The organism is Sphingobacterium sp. UBA7038, assembly GCF_002494055.1.
Lineage (GTDB): Bacteria > Bacteroidota > Bacteroidia > Sphingobacteriales > Sphingobacteriaceae > Sphingobacterium > Sphingobacterium multivorum.
This window is the reverse complement of sequence record NZ_DLAV01000008.1, coordinates 167,889-190,583: the sequence shown is the minus strand read 5'-3', so window position 1 is coordinate 190,583 and position 22,695 is coordinate 167,889. Positions and strand designations below refer to the sequence as shown.

Annotated in this window: 14 protein-coding genes; 10 read left to right on the top strand and 4 right to left on the bottom strand. The window is 40.6% G+C overall.

The window, feature by feature from the left end:
• Window positions 1-99 precede the first annotated feature (99 nt).
• The gene (locus B3H30_RS03825; RefSeq protein ID WP_070560677.1) at window positions 100-3,138 is read right to left on the bottom strand and encodes a VIT domain-containing protein; all 3,039 of its coding nucleotides are present in this window, start codon (window positions 3,136-3,138) and stop codon (window positions 100-102) included.
• A gap of 346 nt (window positions 3,139-3,484) precedes the next feature.
• Here B3H30_RS03825 and B3H30_RS03820 point away from each other — a divergent pair, with 346 nt between their 5' ends.
• A complete protein-coding gene (locus tag B3H30_RS03820) occupies window positions 3,485-4,774 on the top strand; it encodes an esterase-like activity of phytase family protein (protein WP_286776835.1) in 1,290 nt (429 codons plus the stop codon).
• A 148-nt stretch (window positions 4,775-4,922) separates the two neighbouring features.
• Here B3H30_RS03820 and B3H30_RS03815 read toward each other — a convergent pair whose 3' ends face one another.
• Together B3H30_RS03815 and gltB are read right to left on the bottom strand one after the other, a co-directional pair.
• On the bottom strand, window positions 4,923-6,383 hold the full coding sequence (locus B3H30_RS03815) for a glutamate synthase subunit beta (protein WP_286776836.1): 1,461 nt from the start codon (window positions 6,381-6,383) through the stop codon (window positions 4,923-4,925).
• A gap of 17 nt (window positions 6,384-6,400) precedes the next feature.
• The gene (gene gltB, locus B3H30_RS03810; protein WP_070560673.1) at window positions 6,401-10,915 is read right to left on the bottom strand and encodes a glutamate synthase large subunit; all 4,515 of its coding nucleotides are present in this window, start codon (window positions 10,913-10,915) and stop codon (window positions 6,401-6,403) included.
• A 303-nt stretch (window positions 10,916-11,218) separates the two neighbouring features.
• Here gltB and B3H30_RS03805 point away from each other — a divergent pair, with 303 nt between their 5' ends.
• From B3H30_RS03805 to B3H30_RS03775, 7 genes are all read left to right on the top strand, one after another.
• Window positions 11,219-12,316, top strand: a complete 1,098-nt coding sequence (locus B3H30_RS03805) for a mandelate racemase/muconate lactonizing enzyme family protein (RefSeq protein WP_070560672.1) — start codon at window positions 11,219-11,221, stop codon at window positions 12,314-12,316.
• A gap of 250 nt (window positions 12,317-12,566) precedes the next feature.
• Window positions 12,567-12,938, top strand: coding sequence for a BlaI/MecI/CopY family transcriptional regulator (locus B3H30_RS03800; RefSeq protein ID WP_070560671.1), 372 nt, complete (start codon window positions 12,567-12,569; stop codon window positions 12,936-12,938).
• Window positions 12,931-14,406, top strand: coding sequence for an N-acetylmuramoyl-L-alanine amidase (locus tag B3H30_RS03795; RefSeq protein ID WP_286833326.1), 1,476 nt, complete (start codon window positions 12,931-12,933; stop codon window positions 14,404-14,406). Before B3H30_RS03800 ends, B3H30_RS03795 begins: the two co-directional genes overlap by 8 nt.
• A gap of 21 nt (window positions 14,407-14,427) precedes the next feature.
• On the top strand, window positions 14,428-15,297 hold the full coding sequence (locus B3H30_RS03790; RefSeq protein ID WP_159332732.1) for a hypothetical protein: 870 nt from the start codon (window positions 14,428-14,430) through the stop codon (window positions 15,295-15,297).
• Window positions 15,298-15,426: 129 nt separating this feature from the next.
• A complete protein-coding gene (locus B3H30_RS03785; RefSeq protein WP_046674101.1) occupies window positions 15,427-16,407 on the top strand; it encodes a deoxyhypusine synthase family protein in 981 nt (326 codons plus the stop codon).
• A gap of 91 nt (window positions 16,408-16,498) precedes the next feature.
• Entirely contained in the window at window positions 16,499-17,158 is a 660-nt protein-coding gene (locus tag B3H30_RS03780) for a hypothetical protein (protein ID WP_236560113.1), read from the top strand.
• A gap of 147 nt (window positions 17,159-17,305) precedes the next feature.
• On the top strand, window positions 17,306-17,881 hold the full coding sequence (locus B3H30_RS03775) for a non-canonical purine NTP diphosphatase (RefSeq protein ID WP_112374049.1): 576 nt from the start codon (window positions 17,306-17,308) through the stop codon (window positions 17,879-17,881).
• Between the two features lie 158 nt (window positions 17,882-18,039).
• On the opposite strand, the gene B3H30_RS03770 is transcribed toward B3H30_RS03775, so the two are convergent.
• Complete coding sequence (locus B3H30_RS03770; protein WP_236560114.1) at window positions 18,040-20,613, bottom strand: OstA-like protein; 2,574 nt, start codon at window positions 20,611-20,613, stop codon at window positions 18,040-18,042.
• A 54-nt stretch (window positions 20,614-20,667) separates the two neighbouring features.
• Between B3H30_RS03770 and tilS the strand changes: the two genes are divergently transcribed.
• Together tilS and B3H30_RS03760 are read left to right on the top strand one after the other, a co-directional pair.
• The gene (gene tilS, locus B3H30_RS03765) at window positions 20,668-21,999 is read left to right on the top strand and encodes a tRNA lysidine(34) synthetase TilS (protein WP_115047252.1); all 1,332 of its coding nucleotides are present in this window, start codon (window positions 20,668-20,670) and stop codon (window positions 21,997-21,999) included.
• Window positions 22,000-22,191: 192 nt separating this feature from the next.
• Window positions 22,192-22,686: a hypothetical protein gene (locus tag B3H30_RS03760; protein ID WP_070560665.1), complete on the top strand. Its 495-nt coding sequence runs from the start codon at window positions 22,192-22,194 to the stop codon at window positions 22,684-22,686.
• The last annotated feature ends 9 nt before the right edge of the window (window positions 22,687-22,695 follow it).

Sequence of the window (22,695 nt, the reverse complement as noted above, 5' to 3'; positions counted from 1 at the left end):
TTCATGTGGTTATATACCTTTCCCCTAAAGCATCATTTCATAGAGCTAATTTTCAAAGGGTTTGATTTGTTTTTTTGAACACCTTCTGTCTCTGCTCAACTACTGGAATGAAAATTCGCCAATCCCAATATTGCGCTCTTTATTGCGGTCAAGATAGATCGTAACGATTTTTCGTTCTTGCTTGCCACTGCTATAGTAGGTATAAATTTCGGCCATGACCGCTGCTGGTCCTGCTAAAGTAAGGGAATCATCGTTATAGAAGTCAACTTCAATTTTGTATTTTCCTTTTAAAGCTTTTTTTAATAGAAATTGTTCAGGGCCATAGCCACCAGTAAAGTCATTGCTGAGTCGGCCCCCAATGGCTGTGGCAGGATTACTATAGAAGCATTTTTCTTGATTTGGATCAGTTACCCAAAGGTCGATATCGGTGTTTCGTGAATTCCAATTAATGACAACACGAATGTCGACGGGTAGGTCAGCAATCAATTTTTTGTTCACGGCAACTTTGGAGCTTGCAGCTTTGTTTGCTTTAATGAGATTATTGATTTCCATGACCAATGTTTCTTCAATACCATCATCGCGATCGGCAGCTTCTGGGGAGTAGCTCTGGGTCAAAATCCCATATAATTGTTCTAGTGCCTCCTTGAACATACCTTTGTCTTGTAAAACGAGGGCATAATCGCGGTGGCTTTGTGGATCCATGGGACGCCATTTTAATACCTTAGCAGTAATGAACAGTGCATTGTCGTAATCTCCCCATTCCCGTAACTTATAGGAAATGGTTTTGTAGAGATCTGCATTTTCAATTTGTAAGTCTGCAAGTGCGCTTAAGATGAGTAAGGCTTTGTTGTGATCTCCTCTTTTGAAAAAGAAGTTTGCGACATCAAAATAGAAAGTTGGCGTTCCCATATACTGATTCCGAAGTTGGAGATAGCTTTTGTAAGGATCTTTGGATTGATTAAGGTCCTGTAAATAGGCTTGGTCTTCTTTAATTTCAGGGATGCTTATTTTTCCATGTATGCTGTTGATGCTGCTTGTCGTTTGTATGCCAGCTACGCGTTCTTCTAAGGATTGAACAACAGCGAAATCCTGAAGAACATCATCAGATGCCGCCATCGCCAATTCACTGGTAACAGCTTTGGCGGTATTTGAATTGCCTTCGGCTGACACTCTTTTTTCACTAGCGGGAGCTGATGACCTGAGTTCTTCGGCTCGTGATGTCGCGGCAGGGCTAGCTGAAGGACGCGACGGTATAGGTGTAACAGGAGCAACTCCGGTAGCCATTTCTTCGGCAACAGCAAGTTCAGGGATGGAAATCAATTTTTTACGCGTTGGGTATTTCTTTTTTTGCTGAAAATCGGTATTCCACCAGGACTGAAGCTGTTTGGTAATGTCTTGAGCCTGATCCAACAAGTCTGCTACACGTTCTTCCTTTTCTATATGTTCTTCTTTGATGAGCCGATTGAATTCGGAAAGCAATTCGGCGGGCGGAGTTATTGCATAACGTACGTAATCTTCTGTGGTTTCCAGTACAATCAGGCTGGTATTTCGGGTAACAATACCGAACTGTTTGCCAAGTGTTTCAATTTCTTCACGATTGTCTTCGTATTGAAGATCCAACGCTTCAATTTTCTTTTGTGCCCAGATCTGCTGTAGGTCAATTTCACCATGGTCAGGCTGTAGCGCTATACTAATCTCTTGCGGTGCTTGTTGCCCATCTCCTACAAGTACGGTGATCTGCTTTAATCCCGGGCTTTTCCCTACGCCTGCGAGAGAAAAATTGGCTTGTACTGGCGTGCCTTTTTGAGGATAAACTTCCTCAAAATCATTTTTTTCTTTTATCCCCAGGTAAATAAGGTCTATCGTATTTAGCTTATGGTACGCTTCAGTTGTTGAGGTATTGGCTAAATTGATCATCTTTCCAAGATGTTTCTGGGAAATTTGTTTTAGGACACCGTAGTCCGATCCATTGGACGAAGTAATGCAATAAACTGGATTGTCAAGGTTGATTTTACTTTGACCAAATGTAGAAAGGCCATCGCTAAACAGCAGGTAATTGTTGGCCTGTATTACACCGGTTTTTATTTGACTATAGTCTGTGCCGCCATCGTAGTCAATTCCTTTGATGTAGTTTTTGAGATCATTCCAATTACCTTGTCGTACCTGAAACGTATGACCTTTTACAAAGCGGATATCCAATAAGCCGAGATCGACAGTCATATTGGGGTTTTCTTTAAAAAAGAGATCTAATAGGGCGAGTTCCTTTTCTATATCTCTATTTTTACTGCTGAGCGAGCGGTCCCATATAATTCCAATACTGTGCCCCCATTTTTTTTGAGTAGATTTTGTCGCGTTTGCCGTTACATTGGCAAGAAAGTAGAAGCTTTTATCCCCATTTTCCTGAAATAGGCCAGATGCTTCCTTGTTGCCTGTCGGCAGTTGAAGAACTAAATTTCGCTGGGATTTAAACTGTTGTTTATGTAAAGAAGCTGTGTAATTGCTGTTATGCTGTGAGAAAGCCAAAGAACCGTCTGGTTTCTCGGTGAAATCTGGCTTATCGGTATTTTGAAAGACATGAATATCCAATGCGAAGTTTTCAATGGGGGAACTATAGTTTAAGGGTAGATGGTAGTACCGAGCCTGATCCGATGTTGTGGTCAGATTTTCTGAATAGCTAATCTGAACGGTACGCTTCCCATTCGCTGGTAAAGGGTAAATTCGAGTTCGGAAATTATTTCCTTCGACTTTTTCCAATAAACCCGGATCAATGCGGCGTGTTTCTATACTTTCAAATACTTCGGTTCCTTTATTCTTATCGACTGGAACTGCTTGTCGTAATTTGCCGTTGATATCTAAGGCGTAGCCGCTCACGGAGACACCTTCAGGCATAGGGAATGTCAGTTCGCCCTCGAGATCGCGGTTGGTCTTGTTATCAAAGACCATTGTCATCGTCGTTTTGGCTATATTTCCGAATATGACGACAGCTATTTTTAGGTCTGCCAATATCACCTTGTTTTGCTGGCCATCGCCATCTTTAATTTTTAAGCTTGGTATTTCGCGTGTAGTTCTGATCTGAGATTTCGTATCCACATTGGAAAATACCAAAATTATGCAAAGGGCAACTATGATCTTTTTCATCTTTCTATTTTTAGTAGTGAGGGCAGAGAATATACTGTTAATTCGCTGCACAATTAGCTATTTATTCTTGTAGTGATGCCGGGAAATTCAAAATTCCATAATCGAGGATAATTAATTTTTATACCGTGTTTTTTACGGTTGATGCAGTTTATTTAAACTTATGTTAATCATTGGCTAATATTTGGCTTTTATGTTTGCAATATCGTTGGGTTGCCCACTGCGCATGGATTGTGTAGACAAAACCTGCTGTGTTATAGCCTAAGCAAGACGATAAGAATGAAATTTAACTAGTTGAACGTGTCCGAAATATGGATAACAGTAAGCATTATTTGAAAAATTTAGACAGATGAAAAAAATATACAGTGTATTGGCGTTGGCCCTATTATGTGCTTCATGTAGTAAAGATGACGTATCGCAGATTACTGATCCGATTGAACTGACCTATCCCGAAAAGGCCATAGCAACAGATCCCAAAGTATTGATTGATGTTAATGGGGTAAAAGTGTATAATGGGGGTTATGGATCATCGATGGCTCAAGATCCTACTGATAAATCTATATTTTATCTTTTAACGGATAGGGGACCAAATATTGATGGGACGGAAAATGATAGTAAAGTATTTGCTTCGCCAACATTTACACCGCAGATCGGTAAATTCAGATTAAAAGACAATACGCTAACATTGGAATCTGTTATCGAATTGAAAAATAAAGATGGTGTGAAATTGAATGGTCTACCAAATCCAGAAGGGAAAGGTGGTTCTGGGGAAAAAGCATTGGGGGTTGATGGTAATGATCTAGGGAAAAGTGAGGATGGAATCGATTCAGAGGGACTAGCGAGAGCGGCGGATGGTTCTTGGTGGGTCAGTGACGAATACGGACCACATATCGTTCATTTTGACGCTTCGGGAAAGGAAATAGAGCGGATCAATCCGTGGTCTACGGGTAAAAAGTTGCCTTTGGTATTTGCCAAACGTCGTCCTAATCGTGGAATGGAAGGATTGACGCTTACACCAGATGGTAAAACACTGGTCGGAATTATGCAATTTCCACTTTATAATCCATCTAAAGATGCGATTAAAAATTCATTGGCAATCCGTATTGTTACGCTGGATATTGCGAGCGGCGTCACGAAACAATATGTCTATATGATGGAGCGTACCGATTTGCAGGCAGTAAGTGAAATCGCTGCCGTGAGCAATTCAACATTTATTGTATTGGAACGTGACGGGGAATACGCGACAGAAACAACTCGTTCTACTGTATTTAAGAAGATTTATAAAATAGATCTTTCTGGCGCAACAGATATCTCAGATGCGAATAATACGGCAACGGGGAAATTATTTGATGGTAAAACTGTGGAGGAACTCAAAGACGCGGCTACATTGGCAAAATATAATATTAAACCAGTCAATAAGACATTGGTCGCCGATTTAATGACGGATATCAAGGAATTGTATCCGCATGATAAAGCTGAGGGCCTGGCTGTCATTAATCCATCTCTGATCGCGGTATGTAATGATGATGATTTTGGGGTAACGGGAAAAGGTTTTTATGCGACGAAAATATTACCTTATATAAAGACCGTAGACAAAAACAGTATTTATTTTGTTAAACTTAAGGATCCATTGAAATAGTGGCTAACTATTAATTATAAAAAGGTCCGTTGAATTCTCAACGGACCTTTTTATGTTTTGTGCTGTCCAAGCTTTTATCCTTGTTACGAAGTCTAAACGTAGCTTAGCATATCACTGGTATGATCTCTCTATTGAGAACTTCCTTCTTTTAAGCATTTATTGTTGCCAGGAAGTCCTTGCTTTCAAGCTCTGAATACCCCATTAAGTATTCGTCTACTTTTCGAGCACATTCGCGTCCTTCAGAGATGGCCCAAACAACAAGCGACTGGCCTTTACGGCAATCTCCAGCAGTGAAGATATTATCAATTGTCGTTTGGTAGTCTTTATCATTTGCAAGGATATTTCCTTTTTCATCGACACGTACACCCAATTGTTCTAGGAGCGTATGTTCAGTGTGTTGATAACCAATAGCCAATAAGACGAGGTCTGCTGGTATTTCACGGATCTCGGATTCTCCTAAGCGGGTTCTTTTTCCAAATTCATCAACTTCGTATTGAACCTCTTTGATTTTTATAGCTTTGATATGGCCATCTTCATCTTTAACAAATTCTTGCGTTTCTGTAGCCCAAAGTCTTTCACAGCCTTCTTCCTGAGAAGAGGAGGTTTCGAATGTGAGCTTGTCCATTGGCCAAGGATTGTTCTTTAGACGTTGTTTAGAAGGTGTAGGTTTGCGGGCAATCTGTGTGATACTTTTTGCACGATGACGATTGGATGTACCAATACAGTCTGATCCGGTATCACCATCACCGATGACAACAACATGCTTGTCTGTTGCCAGGATGCGGTCTTGTTCGATAGCAATTCCACTTACTTCTTTATTTTGCTGGGTCAGAAAGTCCATAGCAAAATGTATGCCTTTAGCTTCATGCCCTGGTAATTGCATGTGCCATGGAACGGTAGAGCCTGTTGCCAATATAACAGCATCATAAGCTTTTAATTCATAAAAGCTGATGTCTTTGCCAACTTCTGTATTCACCTTGAATTCTATTCCCGATTCTTTCAGGAGATTGACACGGCGATCGATCACCGATTTTTCTAATTTAAAATCCGGAATACCGTAGCGGAGTAATCCTCCAACCTGATCATCACGTTCGAAAACAACAACATCGTGTCCTGCTTTATTGAGCTGAGCAGCAGCCGCTAGTCCGGCTGGACCGGAGCCCACGACGGCGACGCGTTTGCCTGTTTTTAAATAACTTTTATGTGCTTTGACATAACCCTTTTTAAAAGCAATCTCGATAATATGTTTTTCGATCTCCTCGATAGTGATCGGAGTACTATGTATACCAAGTACACAGGCTGATTCGCATGGTGCCGGACATATTCTACCTGTAAATTCAGGGAAGTTATTGGTGGAGGACAAAATCTGATAGGCCTCTTCCCATTTTCCATCGTATACGGCATCGTTAAATTCAGGGATGACATTGCCCAGTGGACAGCCTGAATGACAAAATGGAATACCGCAGTCCATGCAGCGCGCGGCCTGCTTATTGAGCTCGTTCTCAGAATACCCTTTATTGAATTCTTTATAGTGCTGTACGCGACCTTCAACAGCTTCTTTTGTTGGAAGCACGCGCTCAAATTCTTTAAAACCTGTAATTTTTCCCATGATCTGTGCTTCCTATATTATGCTTCAACTAATTTTTGACGAATGACATTTTTGTATTCTCTCGGGAATACCTTAATGAATTTATTTTTTTCTCTTGACCAATTTTGTAGTATGAAATCTGCTCTACGGCTATTGGTGAGCAAGATATGACGTTTCAGTAAGGCGATAATTGCGGTTTCGTCTTCACTTTCCAATGGATCCAGATCGACCATTTCCTGATTACAGTTTTCGCGGAAATCTTCATTAATGTCGTAGATCCACGCAATGCCACCGCTCATTCCGGCAGCAAAGTTACGACCTGTAGCACCCAAGATCAGCGCACGCCCCCCTGTCATGTACTCACAGCCATGGTCACCAACACCTTCAACTACAGCTGTTGCACCAGAGTTACGTACGGCGAAGCGTTCACCGGCCTGTCCGTTGACGAATAGATGCCCAGATGTTGCTCCAAATAGTGCAACGTTGCCAATAATGATATTATCTTCCGGTACTAGAGCACTTTCTGCAACTGGATAGATGGCTAACTGAGCTCCTGATAGTCCTTTTCCAACATAGTCATTGGCTTCACCTTGTAATTCAAATGAAAGACCTTTCGTTGAAAATGCACCAAAACTCTGTCCGGCAGAACCTTCAAATTTGAAATTGATGGTATTGTCTGGAAGACCTTCTGAACCATAAAGTTTTGAAATTTCATTGGACAGCATGGTTCCGATGGTACGGTCTGTGTTTTTTACTTTAAATGTGCCAAATACAGGCGTTTTGCTTTCTAAAGCCAACTTGGATTGTTTTAATAAGCCCCAATCCAAAATCATGGCCATACCGTGATCCTGCTCTTCGGTATTGTATAACGATTGTCCAGGCTCGTTGCGTTCCACATGTAGAATGTCTGTGAAATCAATTTTCTTAGCTTTCCAATGGTCTATATTTTCCCGTTTCTTTAAGAACTGAGCCCGCCCGACCATCTCGTTGATGGTGCGGAAGCCAAGATAAGCCATCGTTTCACGGACTTCCTCTGCTAGGAAGGTAAATAAGTTGACAATATCTTCTGGTTTTCCAGAGAATAATTTACGCAGTTCTGGATCTTGCGTTGCAACACCCACAGGGCATGTATTCAAGTGGCATTTACGCATCATGATACAGCCACCGGCAACCAATGCTGCTGTAGATACGCCCCATTCCTCAGCGCCCAATAGTGTGGCGATGATGATGTCACGACCTGTTTTTACCTGACCGTCCGCCTGCAACACAACGCGACTGCGCAATTTGTTTTTAACAAGTGTCTGATGCGCTTCTGCAAGCCCTAATTCCCAAGGCAATCCAGCGTGTTTGATTGAACTGATCGGGGATGCACCTGTACCACCATCAAAACCTGCGATAAGAATCACGTCGGCATGGGCCTTCGCCACTCCGGCAGCAATGGTACCAACACCCGCTTTAGAGACCAACTTTACGTTGATTCTTGCTTGACGGTTAGCATTCTTTAGGTCAAAGATCAGCTGCGCTAAATCTTCGATGGAGTAAATATCGTGATGGGGTGGTGGTGAAATTAGACCGACACCCGGTGTAGAGTGTCTGGTTTTTGCAATCCAGGCATCCACTTTGGCGCCGGGTAATTGACCTCCTTCTCCCGGTTTGGCACCTTGCGCCATTTTGATTTGTAGTTCGTCTGCTTGTGTCAGATAGTTGGAAGTAACACCAAAACGAGCCGAGGCAACCTGTTTTATTGCCGAGCGCATAGAATCTCCATTTGGAAGCGGTTGATAACGCAATTCATCTTCGCCGCCTTCACCGGTGTTCGATTTTGCGCCGATGCGGTTCATGGCGATGGCAAGGGTGCTATGCGCTTCGTGGGAAATTGATCCAAAAGACATCGCACCGGTTGCGAAACGTTTTAGAATTTCACTAGCAGGTTCTACTTGCTCCAATGGAATAGAATTGCGATGTTTTGCAAAGTCCAACAATCCGCGAAGGGTAAACATGTGTTCTTTTTGCTCATTGATTTTCTGCGCGTATTTTTTATAGGTCGCATAATCTCCAGTGCGACAGGCTTGTTGCAATAGGTGAATCGTGTCTGGATTCCAAAGGTGGCCTTCACCACGACGCTTCCATTGATAAATACCGCCTTCTGGCAATAGATTTTGTGGAGTACGGCTTTTTTCAAATCCGCGCCAATGTTTTGAAAGAGCTTCTTTAGCCAGATCATCCAAGGTCATACCGCCGATACGTGAGACAGCTCCGCAAAAGAATTTATCGACAACAGACTTGTCAATACCAAGTACCTCAAAGATCTGTGCACCGTGGTAGGATTGCAATGTGGAGATCCCCATTTTGGAGAAAATTTTCAACAAACCATTGTTAACGGCTTTGACGTAATTTTTGGATAGTTCAGGCCAAGTCAGTTCGGTATCCAAGGTGTTTTGTTCCTTCATGGTACGGATACTTGCCAAGGCCATATAAGGATTGATCGCTGTGGCACCGAATGCCAATAGGCAGGCAAAATGGTGTACTTCCCAAGCATCACCGGCTTCGACCACTAGGCCTACAGCACCACGATTACCTGTTTTGATCAAGTGGTGATGGACTGCCGAAACAGCAAGTAATGAAGGTATAGCTGCATGTTTGGAGTCAATCGCACGATCCGAAAGAATGAGTACTTCAAAACCATCACGTACAGCATCATCCGCATAGCGGCACAAGCGTTCCAGACCGGCTTCCAATGATCCAGGTTTACCATCTGAGCGGAAGTAAGACTGGATGGTTTTTGCTTGGAACAATCCTGTATCGATCGAACGCAATTTCTCCAGTTCTTTGGAGGTCAGGATCGGATGCGGTAAGGTTACACAGTGACAGAATTTCTTGTCTTCGATTAGGATATTGCCTGCGTTACCGATAAATGTTGCTAAACTCATGACCAAGCGTTCGCGAATCGGATCGATCGGTGGGTTGGTTACTTGGGCAAAAAATTGCTTAAAATAACTTGAAATATGTTGTGGTTGATCGGAAAGAATGGCTAGCGGAACATCGGACCCCATGGAGCCTGTTGGTTCGTATCCTGTCAATGCCATTGGGGTCAGGATGGTTTCTAGATCCTCGCGGGAGAAACCAAATGTCTTTTGATATTTGAAAACAGAATCTTTGGAAAGATAGGTGTAGGTTACACGAGGTTCTTCCAGTTCTTCTAGCTTAATTTTATAGTTGTCCAACCAATCACTATAAGGCTGTTGGTTGATCAATTGATCTTTTACTTCGTTATCGGTGAGGATACGGCCTTGTTCCATGTCGACAAGGAAAATCTTGCCTGCTTGTTGACGGCCTTTTTTGATGATGGTAGACTCCTCGATCGGAAGTGCCCCTGCTTCAGAAGCAACAACGACGCGGTCGTCTGAGGTTACGGCATAACGTAGCGGGCGTAAGCCGTTGCGGTCTAATGTAGCACCAATATGCTTGCCATCGGTGAAGCAGAGTGCTGCAGGACCATCCCAAGGCTCCATCAAGGTTGCGTGATATTCGTAGAAAGCACGTTTTAAAGGATCCATTTGCGTATTGCCATCCCAAGCCTCAGGGACCAACATCAACATCACATGGGTGAGACTACGTCCGCTATGTAAAAGCAGCTCGGCTACATTGTCAAGGCAGGCAGAATCTGATTGACCACGGTCAACAATAGGAAGTAAGATTTCCATCTCTTCTTCCGTAAAATACGGCGATGATAAAGCGCGCATACCTGCGTAAAACCAATTCAGGTTACCTGTCAATGTATTGATCTCGCCATTGTGTGCCAGCATACGGAATGGCTGAGCGAGGGACCATGAAGGAAAAGTATTGGTGGAAAAGCGCGAGTGAACTAAGCCAAAAGCAGATACCACACGAGGATCGCGTAAATCAAGATAATAAGTTCCGACCTGGTATGTTGTTAATTGACCTTTGTAAATAATTGTTTTGCAAGAAAGCGATGCAAAGTAAAGGGGGAGAGGGTATTCTTGTTGTTGTTTAACTTTTTGAATGATCAGGCGACGTAGTACAAAAAGTTTGCGTTCAAATTCTTCAGTGTTTGAAACGCCGTCCGGTCTGCTAACAAAAAATTGGACTATTTCAGGTTCTGCACTGAGCGCTGTTGGTCCAATACCTTCACGATTGACTGGTACTGGACGGTAGCCAAGGAATTTCATACCCCTTTCTGCTGCCGCTTCCTCAATCAAATCCCGACATATTTTGTTCATGTCTTCTTCTTTTGGAAGAAAGACCATACCTGTGCCATAATAACCTGGCTCTTCCAATTGTATACCCAAGTTGATACATTCTTCCCATAAAAATTCATGGGGAAGCTGGATCATGATACCCGCTCCATCACCGCTTTCTGGGTCACAGCCACAAGCACCACGGTGCTCCATATTCTCCAACATGGTTAATGCATCTTTTACTTGTGCGTGTGATTTATTCCCTTTGATATGGGCGACAAAGCCTACCCCACAGGCGTCATGCTCAAAATTAGGGTCGTAGAGGCCCTCCGTTTTCGGTCTTTGTTGAATCATCTTTCCTTTTCAAATATTATACATTGCTAATATAGGAATAAAAAACGGAAATATTATAAATATTATAATGAAAATGTATTTAGTTTGATTTTATCATTTCTTTTGATATGTTTTATTGCCGATATTGTATTTGATATTCGCCGCAATCAATTCAGTTTGATGCATCGCTGAATAATGCAACATTTGGCAATATTTTTTGTGGGATATGGAAAAATCATCCCAAGATTGCAAGAATATATATAAATTAGGCAAAGTATTGCATATCCTTTATGCTGTATCGACATGGCTTAACTAAAGAGTGAGATGAAAATAACTGAAATTGAAATTTATCGACTAAGCATTCCTATGGAACCTTTTGTTATCGCAACAGGGACGATGGATTATGCGCAAAATACTTTTATACGTATATATACAGATGCTAATATATATGGTGTGGGCGAATGTTCTGCCTTTCCGATGATCGTAGGAGAAACACAAGATACTTGTTTAGTTCTGGCAAGGGATTTTGCAAAGATTTGGAAGGGGCGCGATCCTTTGGCTATAGAAGAGCGTTTGGCAGAATTGGACCTATATATCGCCGGTAACAAGACGATCAAATCAGCTTTTGATATGGCCTTGCATGATCTGGCGGCCAAACATGCTGGTCTGCCACTTTATCAATTTCTAAAGGGAGCGAAGCGAGAGATTACGACAGATATCACCTTGGGAATTGCGTCTCCAGAAGAGATGGCGTTGAAAGCAAAACGTTTACAGAGCGAAGGTGCGGTCATGTTGAAAGTTAAGTTGGGAAAGGATCCAAAAACAGATATTGCGCGTATACGTGAAATACGTAAGGCTGTTGGATTCGAAATGCCTATTCGTGTTGATGCAAACCAAGGCTGGTCTTATGAGGAGGCATTAGAAGCATTACAGGGGTTGGAACCTTATAAGATACAATTTTGCGAGCAACCGATGCGTACATGGGACGACGAATATTTACCGCAATTGCGTGCAGAAACAATTGTTCCCGTGATGGCGGATGAATCCGTTTATTCTCAACATGACGCAGAGCGTCTCTGCAAAGCGGATGCTTGCGATTATATCAATATTAAATTTTCGAAATCAGGAGGCATACAGGAAGCCTTAAAAATTAATCATATTGCCGCGGAATACGGTATTACTTGTATGATCGGAGGGATGTTGGAATCTCGCTTGGCTTTAGCAGCTAAAGTACATTTCGCTTATGCTGCACCGAATGTCAAGTTTTTTGATCTGGACACCTGTATGGTTGGCCATCTGAAGGACCCTGTTATAGGTGGGATTCAATATGATGGATACAAAATACATATCTCAGACCAAATTGGAATCGGAGCAGATATGGAACAGACATTTTTAGATCAATGCGAGAAATGGATCATTTAAATTGAAAAAATATGAATAGTATGAACTGGGGAATAGGGACACAAGAGATTATTGTCCTGATTATTATCATTATCTTTTTGATAGCGGCCTTTTTGTTTTTCTCTAAGTTGTTGAAAAAGTAGGTTTTAATTGCCTTTTTTTGATTGAATTCCTTCTGTGAACTTGTTTTTCAGTTTTGTAACTTATTTTTAAGTTGTAAAACTGAAAAATAAGTTATAGCTTTATATTAGTATAAACAACGCATCAAATTATGGAAGAATTAACAAAAAAAGAAGAGGAAGTCATGCAGGTGATCTGGAAACTCAACGAGGTCTTTGTCAAAGATATTATTGAGTATCTGGATCCAAGCAGTTCAATTCCTTATAATACAATCTCCTCGATTGTAAGAATATTGGAAAAGAAAGGGTATGTAGGTTATAAGGCCTTCGGAAAAACTTACCAATATTATCCTTTGATTTCGAAGATGCAATACCGGAAATTATCATTCTCGAGAGTGCTCGATCATTATTTTGATGATTCGGTAGAGAATTTACTCTCTTTTATGGTAAAAGAAAAGAAGCTTTCGGCGGAGGATATTCAGAAAATAGAACAACTCATCAAAAAACAAGAAGATCATGAATAGCTTACTTTATTATTTATTTGAAGTTAACTGCAGTCTGGTAATCGGGGCAGTTCTTTATTTTCTGGTATTCAGACAGCTTTCATTTTTTCAATGGAACCGTTATTTTATCCTAGGTTTATGTTTGTTGAGTCTGCTTCTGCCATTTGGAACTGTACGTTTGGGTGAATTATTTCTTCCGTCGGCAAGTCCGGCTCTCGCTTTTGGACAATCCAATACACTAACTCATTCCATCGGAACTGCGAGTGGTCTCGTGTCAGAAGTAGAAATGGCCGATTCTTTCTGGCATTCTTTTTCGATCGGATATGGCATTGCTTATGGTTATCTGCTTGTATCTTTTGTATTGTTGTGCCGCTTTGCGTTTCGCTATATCCGCTTGTACCGTCGAATTGGACAGTTAAGTCAGTATAAATTTGACGGATTTACAATGGTTGCTCCTTTTGGACATTATGCGAATTGTTCTGTGCAGCATGTCATTGTTATGGAAGAGGATCAGCTCAATACGCCAGAAGGTAAATTGATTTTTGAGCATGAGCGTCAGCATATTGTTTTTAATCATTGCCGGGATAAATGGTTGATAGAAATTTTTCGTTGCCTTTATTGGCTAAATCCATTTGTTTATTGGTTGCGTAGACAGCTGTATTTGCTGCATGAATATCAGGTAGACGAGGTGTTAGCCAATCGATATGGTAACAGCGGCTATGCCCGTTTTCTACTGACTCAAACACAGCAGCCATGTCCCACTGGGTTGCAGAGTAGTTTATTTAAGAATAGACATGAGTTGGTGGAGCGGGTACAGGTTATGATGTCAAAACCTTCCTCCAAAAAGGCAAGATGGCAGTACGTATTGAATATTCCATTACTAGGTCTTTCACTGTTATTTTACTCTTTTATTAATCCACCGAAGAGCACTTGGTTTTCTACTTCTTTAAAAGAAGGAAGTAATCGGTCTAAAACGATCATTCTTGACCCCGGACATGGAGGAAAAGACACGGGTGGTATTTCATCTTTCGGATTGGAAGAAAAATCATTGACCTGGGAAACCTGTTTGCTTTTGAAACAGGAGCTGGAGCGCAAGGGGCACAAAGTCGTATTGTCAAGAGCGGCTGATGAATATAAATTACTCGGAGACCGATCGAACGTTGAAGGGGATTTATTGTTATCAATCCATTTCGACAATGTAAAGGGCAAACAATCTCTTCCTATACGAATATTATATCAGTCGGGGGTTAGTCATACGATGCTAGAAGAGCTTAACCGCAAATTTGCGTTTAGTTTGGGCCAAATGTTGCAACAGAATGGACTGGCTGCGGGTACTCCAGCGATAAATACAAAGCTTGCAATTTTACGCGGTGCTAAAATACCGGCGCTTCTCCTTGAGCTGGAGAACATCAATGCCATTGATAAAAACGTAAAACCTGAATTTATCCATAAACTAGCACAGGCTATAGACCAAAGCTTTGAAGACTAAGCGTTAATTTTCGTAGATATCATGAAGTTTAGGATACTTATAGGGTTATCCATGGCATTGCCATGTCTGTTATCGGCGCAAATAGTCCCCAAAACTAAACAGCAATTAATCGACAGCACGATGCTGCGAAATACTGGATCCGATTCAAGGAGGATAGATACAGTGCTTGTTGAGGGATCAGGGCCTCTCGAACAGCAACTTTTGGATCGGGTCCGTATTCGAACGGACAGCAATCCCGTTTTATTGAATGGAAATACGTTGGCTGTTTTAAATGCCATTCCGAGTATACAGGTAGACGAATTAGGCAATTTTTCTTTACAGGGAAAAACGGGCGTGTTGATTACCGTCAACGGCAAGCAGACCTATCTCAACGGAACCTCTTTGATCGCCTATTTAAAATCTATCCCGGCAAGCTCTTTAGAGAGCATTGATCTCATGACCATTCCACCAGCAAAATGGAGTGCGGAAGGGGCCGGTGGAGTAATTGATATTCGTATCAAAAAGGATGTCCTGAAAGGTCTAACAGGAAATGTTTTTTTAGGAGCATCAAAAGGAAGGCTTTGGAAATGTAATAATGGCGTGGGGCTGCAGTATGGAATGAAGAAATGGACCTTAAACTCCAGTTTTTCCGTTGCACGCTCTTCGAATTATTTTGATGTTGACCGTAGGCGTGAACTTGCGTATCGTGAAAATGTTCATTATGTGATCGGACAGCTGAATAAAGAGACGAATAGTACGCAGGAATTAAATGGTCGTTTGGGCATGAGTTATCGAATCGACAAGCAGTCGTCTATTGAATTGAACTGGAATTATCTTCGCAATAATTATGAGGAGATAGGCGTCTATCAAAATGATTTTTCAGCCGATGGAACATTTATAAGTGCAGCCTAGGAATACGATTCCTTTTACATTTGTTAAAAAAATGTGGTCTATACGTGTTTTAAATCTCTATTGGGACGAAAATAGATTATATTCAGTACCTTTGCGGTACTTATTATTTTATAAAAGTTAGAAAATATCATGAGTACTCAAAAAGGACCTATTTCTCAATTTATTGAGCATAATTACCGTCACTTTAACGCAGCTGCATTAGTAGACGCTGCAAAAGGTTACGAGGAGCATCTGTTGGATGGTGGAAAAATGTTGATCTCTTTGGGGGGTGCAATGTCTACTGCCGAATTGGGTGTTTCTTTAGCAGAAATGATCCGTCAAGATAAAGTACACTTTATTTCTTGTACTGGTGCCAATTTGGAAGAGGACGTGATGAACCTTGTCGCACACTCACACTACAAAAGAATTCCGAATTATAGAGATTTGACAGCTGAGCAAGAAAGAGAGCTATTGGATAATCACTATAATCGTGTTACAGATACTTGTATTCCAGAAGAGGAAGCTTTTCGTCGTCTGCAAAAACATCTCGAGGATGTTTGGCATGCTGCTGAAGCTAAAGGTGAGCGTTACTTACCACATGAGTTTCTTTATCAAGTTGTTAACTCGGGTGTGTTGGAACAATATTATGAGATCGACCCAAAAGATTCTTGGATTGTTGCAGCCGCTGAGAAAAATTTACCGATCGTATGTCCGGGATGGGAAGATTCAACGACAGGTAATATCTTCGCTTCCAATGTGATAAAAGGTAAATTGAAAGCAAGTACAGTAAAATCGGGTATCGAATACATGATTTACTTGACAGAGTGGTACCGTAACAACTCCGCAGGTAAAGGTGTTGGATTTTTCCAAATCGCAGGCGGTATTTCTGGTGACTTCCCAATCTGTGTAGTTCCGATGATGTATCAGGATCTTGAATGGGAAGAAGTACCTTTCTGGGCTTATTTCTGTCAGATTTCGGATTCAACTACTTCGTATGGTTCTTACTCTGGTGCTGTTCCAAACGAGAAAATCACTTGGGGCAAATTAGATATTGATACACCTAAATTTATCGTAGAATCTGACGCGACGATCGTTGCGCCATTAATTTTCTCCTATATCTTAGGTCATTAATCTTTTTGACATATAGAAAGGAGCGATTCTTCGCTCCTTTTTCTTTTCCCTTTTTCTTCTTTATCTTTACGGTCTAATATTTCTTTTCCCGATGAGCAATCTTACAACAGATAATCCCGTTGCACTTCAGACCTTAATGGATGAAACAATCTTTGGAAATGGTTTTGATTTTAAAGCCGATCTGTCTGTACATCCTTTACAGGAGGAGAACAGTACTCATGTGCAATATGCTGCCCCCTCATCATCGACAACGAAGGATACCTCGTATGTGGCAGTGGGGGTAGGTGCGGAGCAGGCCGCTATGGCTATTGAGTCCGGCAGGGTTGGCGATACTGTTGACAATCTGGAGGTATTGGGAGGTGAATTTATTTATCAAGGAAATAAGGATCAGGGCATACTATTTATATTGCGCTACGAGCAATATCCCTACTTTTCTCCCGCAGCATTGGACGCTTTTGAAAAAACAATTGGTGCCTTGAAATTGACTAAAGAGACCGTTGCGGTACTCAATTTGGCAAATCCCCATAATCCGAATGATTTTAAGCGCATTATGCAGTTTTTTCAACCGACTAAGATTATATTGTTGGGTGTGGAACCCGCGTCTTTGAAACTTCCATTTATTGAACATAATTCCTACATGAAAGGCCGTATTGCAACGGTTTTTAATACGTTCAGTTTTGAAGAGATGTTTGTCGATGTAAATAAAAAGAAGCTGTTCTGGAACGAATTTAAGACCTTTATTGTTTCCTGATTTTATCAGATACTTGTTCTGAATAAAAATTGGGGTTTAATGCTTATTTTTGGGGGCGTGAATTCATGGAAAGATAGTAACATACTACAACGTGAGGAGCACTGTCAACAAAGAGAAAGAACAAACAAAAAGCTAAATTTGAAGAAGATGCTAGAACTTGTATTTGCAACCAATAATGCCCATAAATTGGAGGAAGTCCAAGCGATCGTGGGAAGTGCTTTTATCATTAAGAGTTTAAATGATATTGACTGTAGCGATGATATTCCAGAGACAGGAGAGACCTTTGAGGAAAATGCCAAGCAGAAAACAGATTATTTGGTTAATAAATATGGACTTTACTGTTTTGGAGATGACTCAGGTTTGGAAATTGATGCATTAAATGGCGAACCGGGAGTTTATTCAGCACGTTATTCGGGATCAAGGGATATGGAAAAGAATATTGATCTTGTCCTACAAAAATTAGGCGATAACACCAATCGTACAGCGAGATTCAAAACAGTTATTTCATTATATTTGAATGAGCAGCAGCACTTTTTTGAAGGAAGTATCGAGGGGAAAATTATTGAAGAACGTAGAGGTATTGATGGCTTTGGTTATGATCCTATTTTTATTCCGAATGGCTATGATAGGACGTTTGCCGAAATGACAGCGGCAGAAAAAAATAGCATTAGCCATCGAGCGATTGCAGTTGGTAAACTTGCTACATATTTAAAAACGAAATAGGTTAATAACTACCTCATTTGAGTTATAAATAGAAATTTTCATTTCTCTGAGCTAAGGAATGAGTGCGTCTGATACGATCAGGAGATAGCCTTAAATTAAAAAAGCAGCGCAAAACAATTTGTTTTGCGCTGCTTTTTTGTGCGACTCAGTATTGACGGTTATTTAGCTTTTACTTTTGTTTGAATACTATCTTGAGCAGGTATTATCGCCGATTTATTGGTTGTTGAGTCAGACTTCGCAGCTGCTTTGTCGGTTGCGGTCTTTACATTTGTTTTTGTAGCGCTAACTTTATCCGTTGTTTCAGATGGCTTAGCTGTTTTGGTTACAGCGTTTGTTTTATTGTTTGCAGCACCCACCTCTTTTTCTTCCTCGAGCGTTTCGGTAGTACCAGCTTTCTTAGCGGCACCTTTTTGAGGAGTCGTTGTTTTATCGCCTTTTTTAATAGACTTCATTGTCCCGGATTCTTCACCTTCTGGTGCAGTCGGAACCGTAAATGACGCTTTTGAAAGATCCCTTTTTCGATTTAATAAATCATTTTTTGATTTAGGTCGATCTTCGGGACGCCAGGTGAAATTCGGAAGAAATTCTTTGTCGGCCGTGACTTCAGCAATGGGATAGACTTTGCCATCCACTTTTCGAATAGATACATATTCCTTCAACTTATTATCTTCCATCAAGATCTTGAAACGACTGCTTCGATCATGTACAAGCTCAGTGGTTACATTGGTCTTTTCATCAATATTGTAAAAGATATTTTCTGCATTGCCATCAACAAACAAACGTTCCATACGGTTATTGGTGAAAAAGCTGGTAATCTTACGGCCCTTAATCTGATTGAACTTTAATGAGTCGCTTGTTGCGTTCACCATGAAAGCATTACCGACGAGTAAGGAATTGTCCAATTTCTGATTCTTTACCTGTAAAAATATGGTATCTCCGGAGATTTGTGAGTTTTCGGCCCACATCATTGGTTTTCCCATCAGCCTGAACATCGAATCTTGCATACCATAATACATAGAATCTGCTACAGCCTGCAAGTCTGATTTAAATAATCGTGCATTATAGTAGGCTTTTATAATCCGTGTTTTAGCAGTATCCTGTGCGAGAGAATCTCTTCTATTCTCTTGGGCATTTTTTAAAGCTGCTCCCATCAATTTATCGGATTCACCGCCTTTGGGGATGATCGCTTTTTTACGCAAAACACTATCAGCCTTGAGGTTTTTTTCAATTTCTATCTTGTTTTGATCGCCGACAATAACTGGTGTTTTCTTTGGTGCAATCGGTTTTTTATTTATAAGTGTATCTTGTACTTTTTTAATGCTCTTTTCAAGAACCGGTTTGTCACTGTCTTTTTTAGACAAACTGTCTATTCCCTTGTGAAGGTTAACTCTTGTGTTATCTGATGTACCAGTAGAATCAACTGTTGTTGAGCTGGAATCCTGGTCACCATAATCGACTTCATTGTCATCTTCAATAGCCCCACCTTCACGATTCAATTTAAAATCTTTTGCAATATAATCTCGGCGAAATATCATCTGTGAGAAGAGGGTGTCGGCTGTCATAAAAACAGAATCGACTTGTGAATCAGCCTTAAGGGTTTTACTATTATCGCTTTTGATATTCTTACCTGGATGTTCCTTTTCTTCTAGAACAACTTGCGATGTGGCTTTATTTGATTTGAGTTCATCTTTGTTTTGTTCTTTTTCAATCTTCTTCAATTCCTTGGCTTCATTTTTTCGCTCTTTCTCCGATTTTTGTTGGGCAGGAGACAAAGAAGATACAGAATCTTTTTGTGTTGAATCTTTTTTGACCACCGAAATAATCAGGGGTTTGTCTGTCATTGTAATGGATTCGTTCCTCCCGTTGTACAAACCAAATCCACCATAGGCGTAAAATTTGTCTAAGGTATCAACAAAGACCACATTTTTTACGGCTTTACCGATTCCCACTTGTCTATCGTAGAATAGGCTGTCTCCTTTAAGAAACTTTGTCCCTTCTGTGTAGAGGTTGTTTTTAGAGAAATAAGCCTGGCCCGTTGCCATATGGTATCGGCCTTTTTCAGTATACAGGTTTTCCCCTTTATTTCCCTTGATATTCGTGGGACCATAGAAATCAGTAATGCGTGTATTACCATTATATTTCATGGAGTCTGTGTAGACTTTTACATTGGTCGATCGAACCACAACTTTTTGATTGAAATAAGATTCCCCTGTATTTTCGAAATAAGTAGCTCGCTGGCTTGTAATTGTATCGCTTCCTGATAGAATACGCCCGCCGCTGTAATAATTGCCGATTTTACTTCGCATATTGTAGACAAGATGATCGGTCGTTAATACCGATCCACTAGTGCTGACCATTCGAACAGCGCCTGTAAGCGTAGCGAGCTGCATTGCTGCTTCATAATGTAATTTATTGGAAAATATCTGTGTACCGTCGCGTTGAGTAATGATTACGTTTCCAAAGGCTTCAAAAAATTGTCGGCCAATGTTGTCTTTATGTAAATAGCCACTATCTGATGATAGCGTTGAACCTACATGTTCATAGACTGGACGGTAAAACAAAATATTGCCGTCTTTCCCAGTAATAATATGGGATGACGAAAGAAGCTTTAGTTCATCCTGTTTCTGTGCTTGGACCGACAAGCCAGTTAAAATAAATACAATAAGTGTATAAATGTATTGTTTCACAAGGGCAAAAATATGGATTTTAATTGCTACTTCACTGGATTTCACAAATTTTAAGAGTTGAATTTATCATTCGGACAAAATATACCGTAACTTTGTTCTATGAATGTGCTGGAAAGACTAATGGGCTATATTGAAAAGGAGCATTTGTTGATGCCTCATGATAAAATATTGCTTACGGTGAGTGGGGGAAAGGACTCGATGTTAATGGCACATTTATTTGCAAAAGCAGGGTATACTATTGCGATTGCACATTGCAATTTTCAATTAAGAGGAACAGAATCTGATGAGGATGAAGCTTTAGTTCGGAAATTTGCAACGGAAAATAATGTTCCAATATACGTGAAGCACTTTGATACAAAAGCTTACGCAAAGGACCATCAGATTTCGATTCAAATGGCGGCCCGGGAACTTCGCTATACTTGGTTTGAGAAATTGCGACATGAACTGCAGTTCGATCGAATTGCAGTAGCCCAGCATCTGAACGATCATATCGAAACGGTACTCCTGAACCTTTCACGTGGAACGGGTCTCCAAGGACTCCAGGGTATTTTCCCTATCCGGGAACGCATCATTCGGCCACTACTTTTTCTGAAAGCAAGCGAGATTGAACATTTTGTTGATATGTATGGGATTGCTTATCGAGACGATCAATCCAACTTTTCAACAAAATATGCGCGTAATAAAATAAGAATTGATATCATCCCACATTTTAAAAAACTTCAGCCAGATTTTGAGATAGTCTTCGAGCAGAATATCAATCATTTTAAGGAATCTTATCAGCTGTTGCAGCAATTTGTGGAGCCTATCCGGAGAAAGCTGTTTTATCCTATAGATGAGGGCTGGGGAGTTCGGAAAGAAGACCTGGAACCCTATATGGATAATTTGCCTTTACTCTATGAGTTGTTTTCGGCTTTTAATTTCTCAAAGGCGGTACTAAGTGATCTTCAACAGGCTTGGACGAGAGAGTCTGGGCGTATTTTTCAATCCGATGCCTACCATATGCTCTTGGATAGAAATGAGCTTTTTATTCGTGAAAAGGAATTTATTTCTCCCGACGAGGCTTTAATCACCTCCGAAACTTCAACTGTGGAGTGGAAACACTATTGTTTTCATGCCAATGTTTCTGCGGATCTAGCTATCGTCAAAGCGAGTGAGGTTGCAAAGCTGGATTATGATGTATTAGTTTTCCCGCTCACGATTCGATCATGGAAAGTTGGCGACAGCTTTTATCCTTTAGGTATGGAAGGGCGGAAGAAGTTGAGCGATTTTTTTATCAATAAGAAGATCAGCTTATTTGAAAAAGAAAATATTCCGATCGTAGTGAATGGAAATGGAGATATCCTATGGGTAGCCAATTATCGCATGGACAATCGTTATAAAATTACCACCAATACAAAAAAAGTCCTTACTTTAGTTTGCAAAACTGATTAGCAGCAAAAATTGCTGATGTTAATCAGCGCCAAGGGTCTCTGTTTTGAGAATTAATGCCATATGCTTGATAGTCCAAACAATGGGCCCTGGAGGTGACAAAATCTATAGAAGTAAAAACGAAGTTATTGAGAAGCTCTGCTATTAGAAAACAATGGTGTGAAGTCTCCAAATTAATAGCTAAATCTTAAGTAAATGAAAGAAGGTGTACTTTATTCGGAAAATCAATATTTAGGTCGTGACCGTGTTTGGATAAGCGTGCGTTTGGTGCTCGTACTTTTTTGCTTCACAGCATTTTATTTGAATTTAGACCATTTGATATCGAGTCAATTGTTCTTTATCGTAGGAGTAGGTATTATCATCACGTCCATTGTCATGATGTATATGGTATTATTCCGTACGGAAGTATTTCAAGACCATATACTGATTAGTGGACTATGGTCTACTCGTGTCGTCAAAATCGATCTTGCCTCTATTACAAAAATAGAAAAGGCGCCTTATAGCACATTCTTTTTCAATAATCCGGTTTATAACCTGCATACAAAAGGAAAGATTAAATTCTTTGCTGGTGGCAAAAATGCTGTTTTTTTAACAGATAAAGATGGTCTTACTTACGTATTGGGAACACAGCGCCAAGAAGAGCTCTATCGAATAATTATGGAAACAAAAGGGCGATTAGGAAAGTCTTAAAATTTGTTA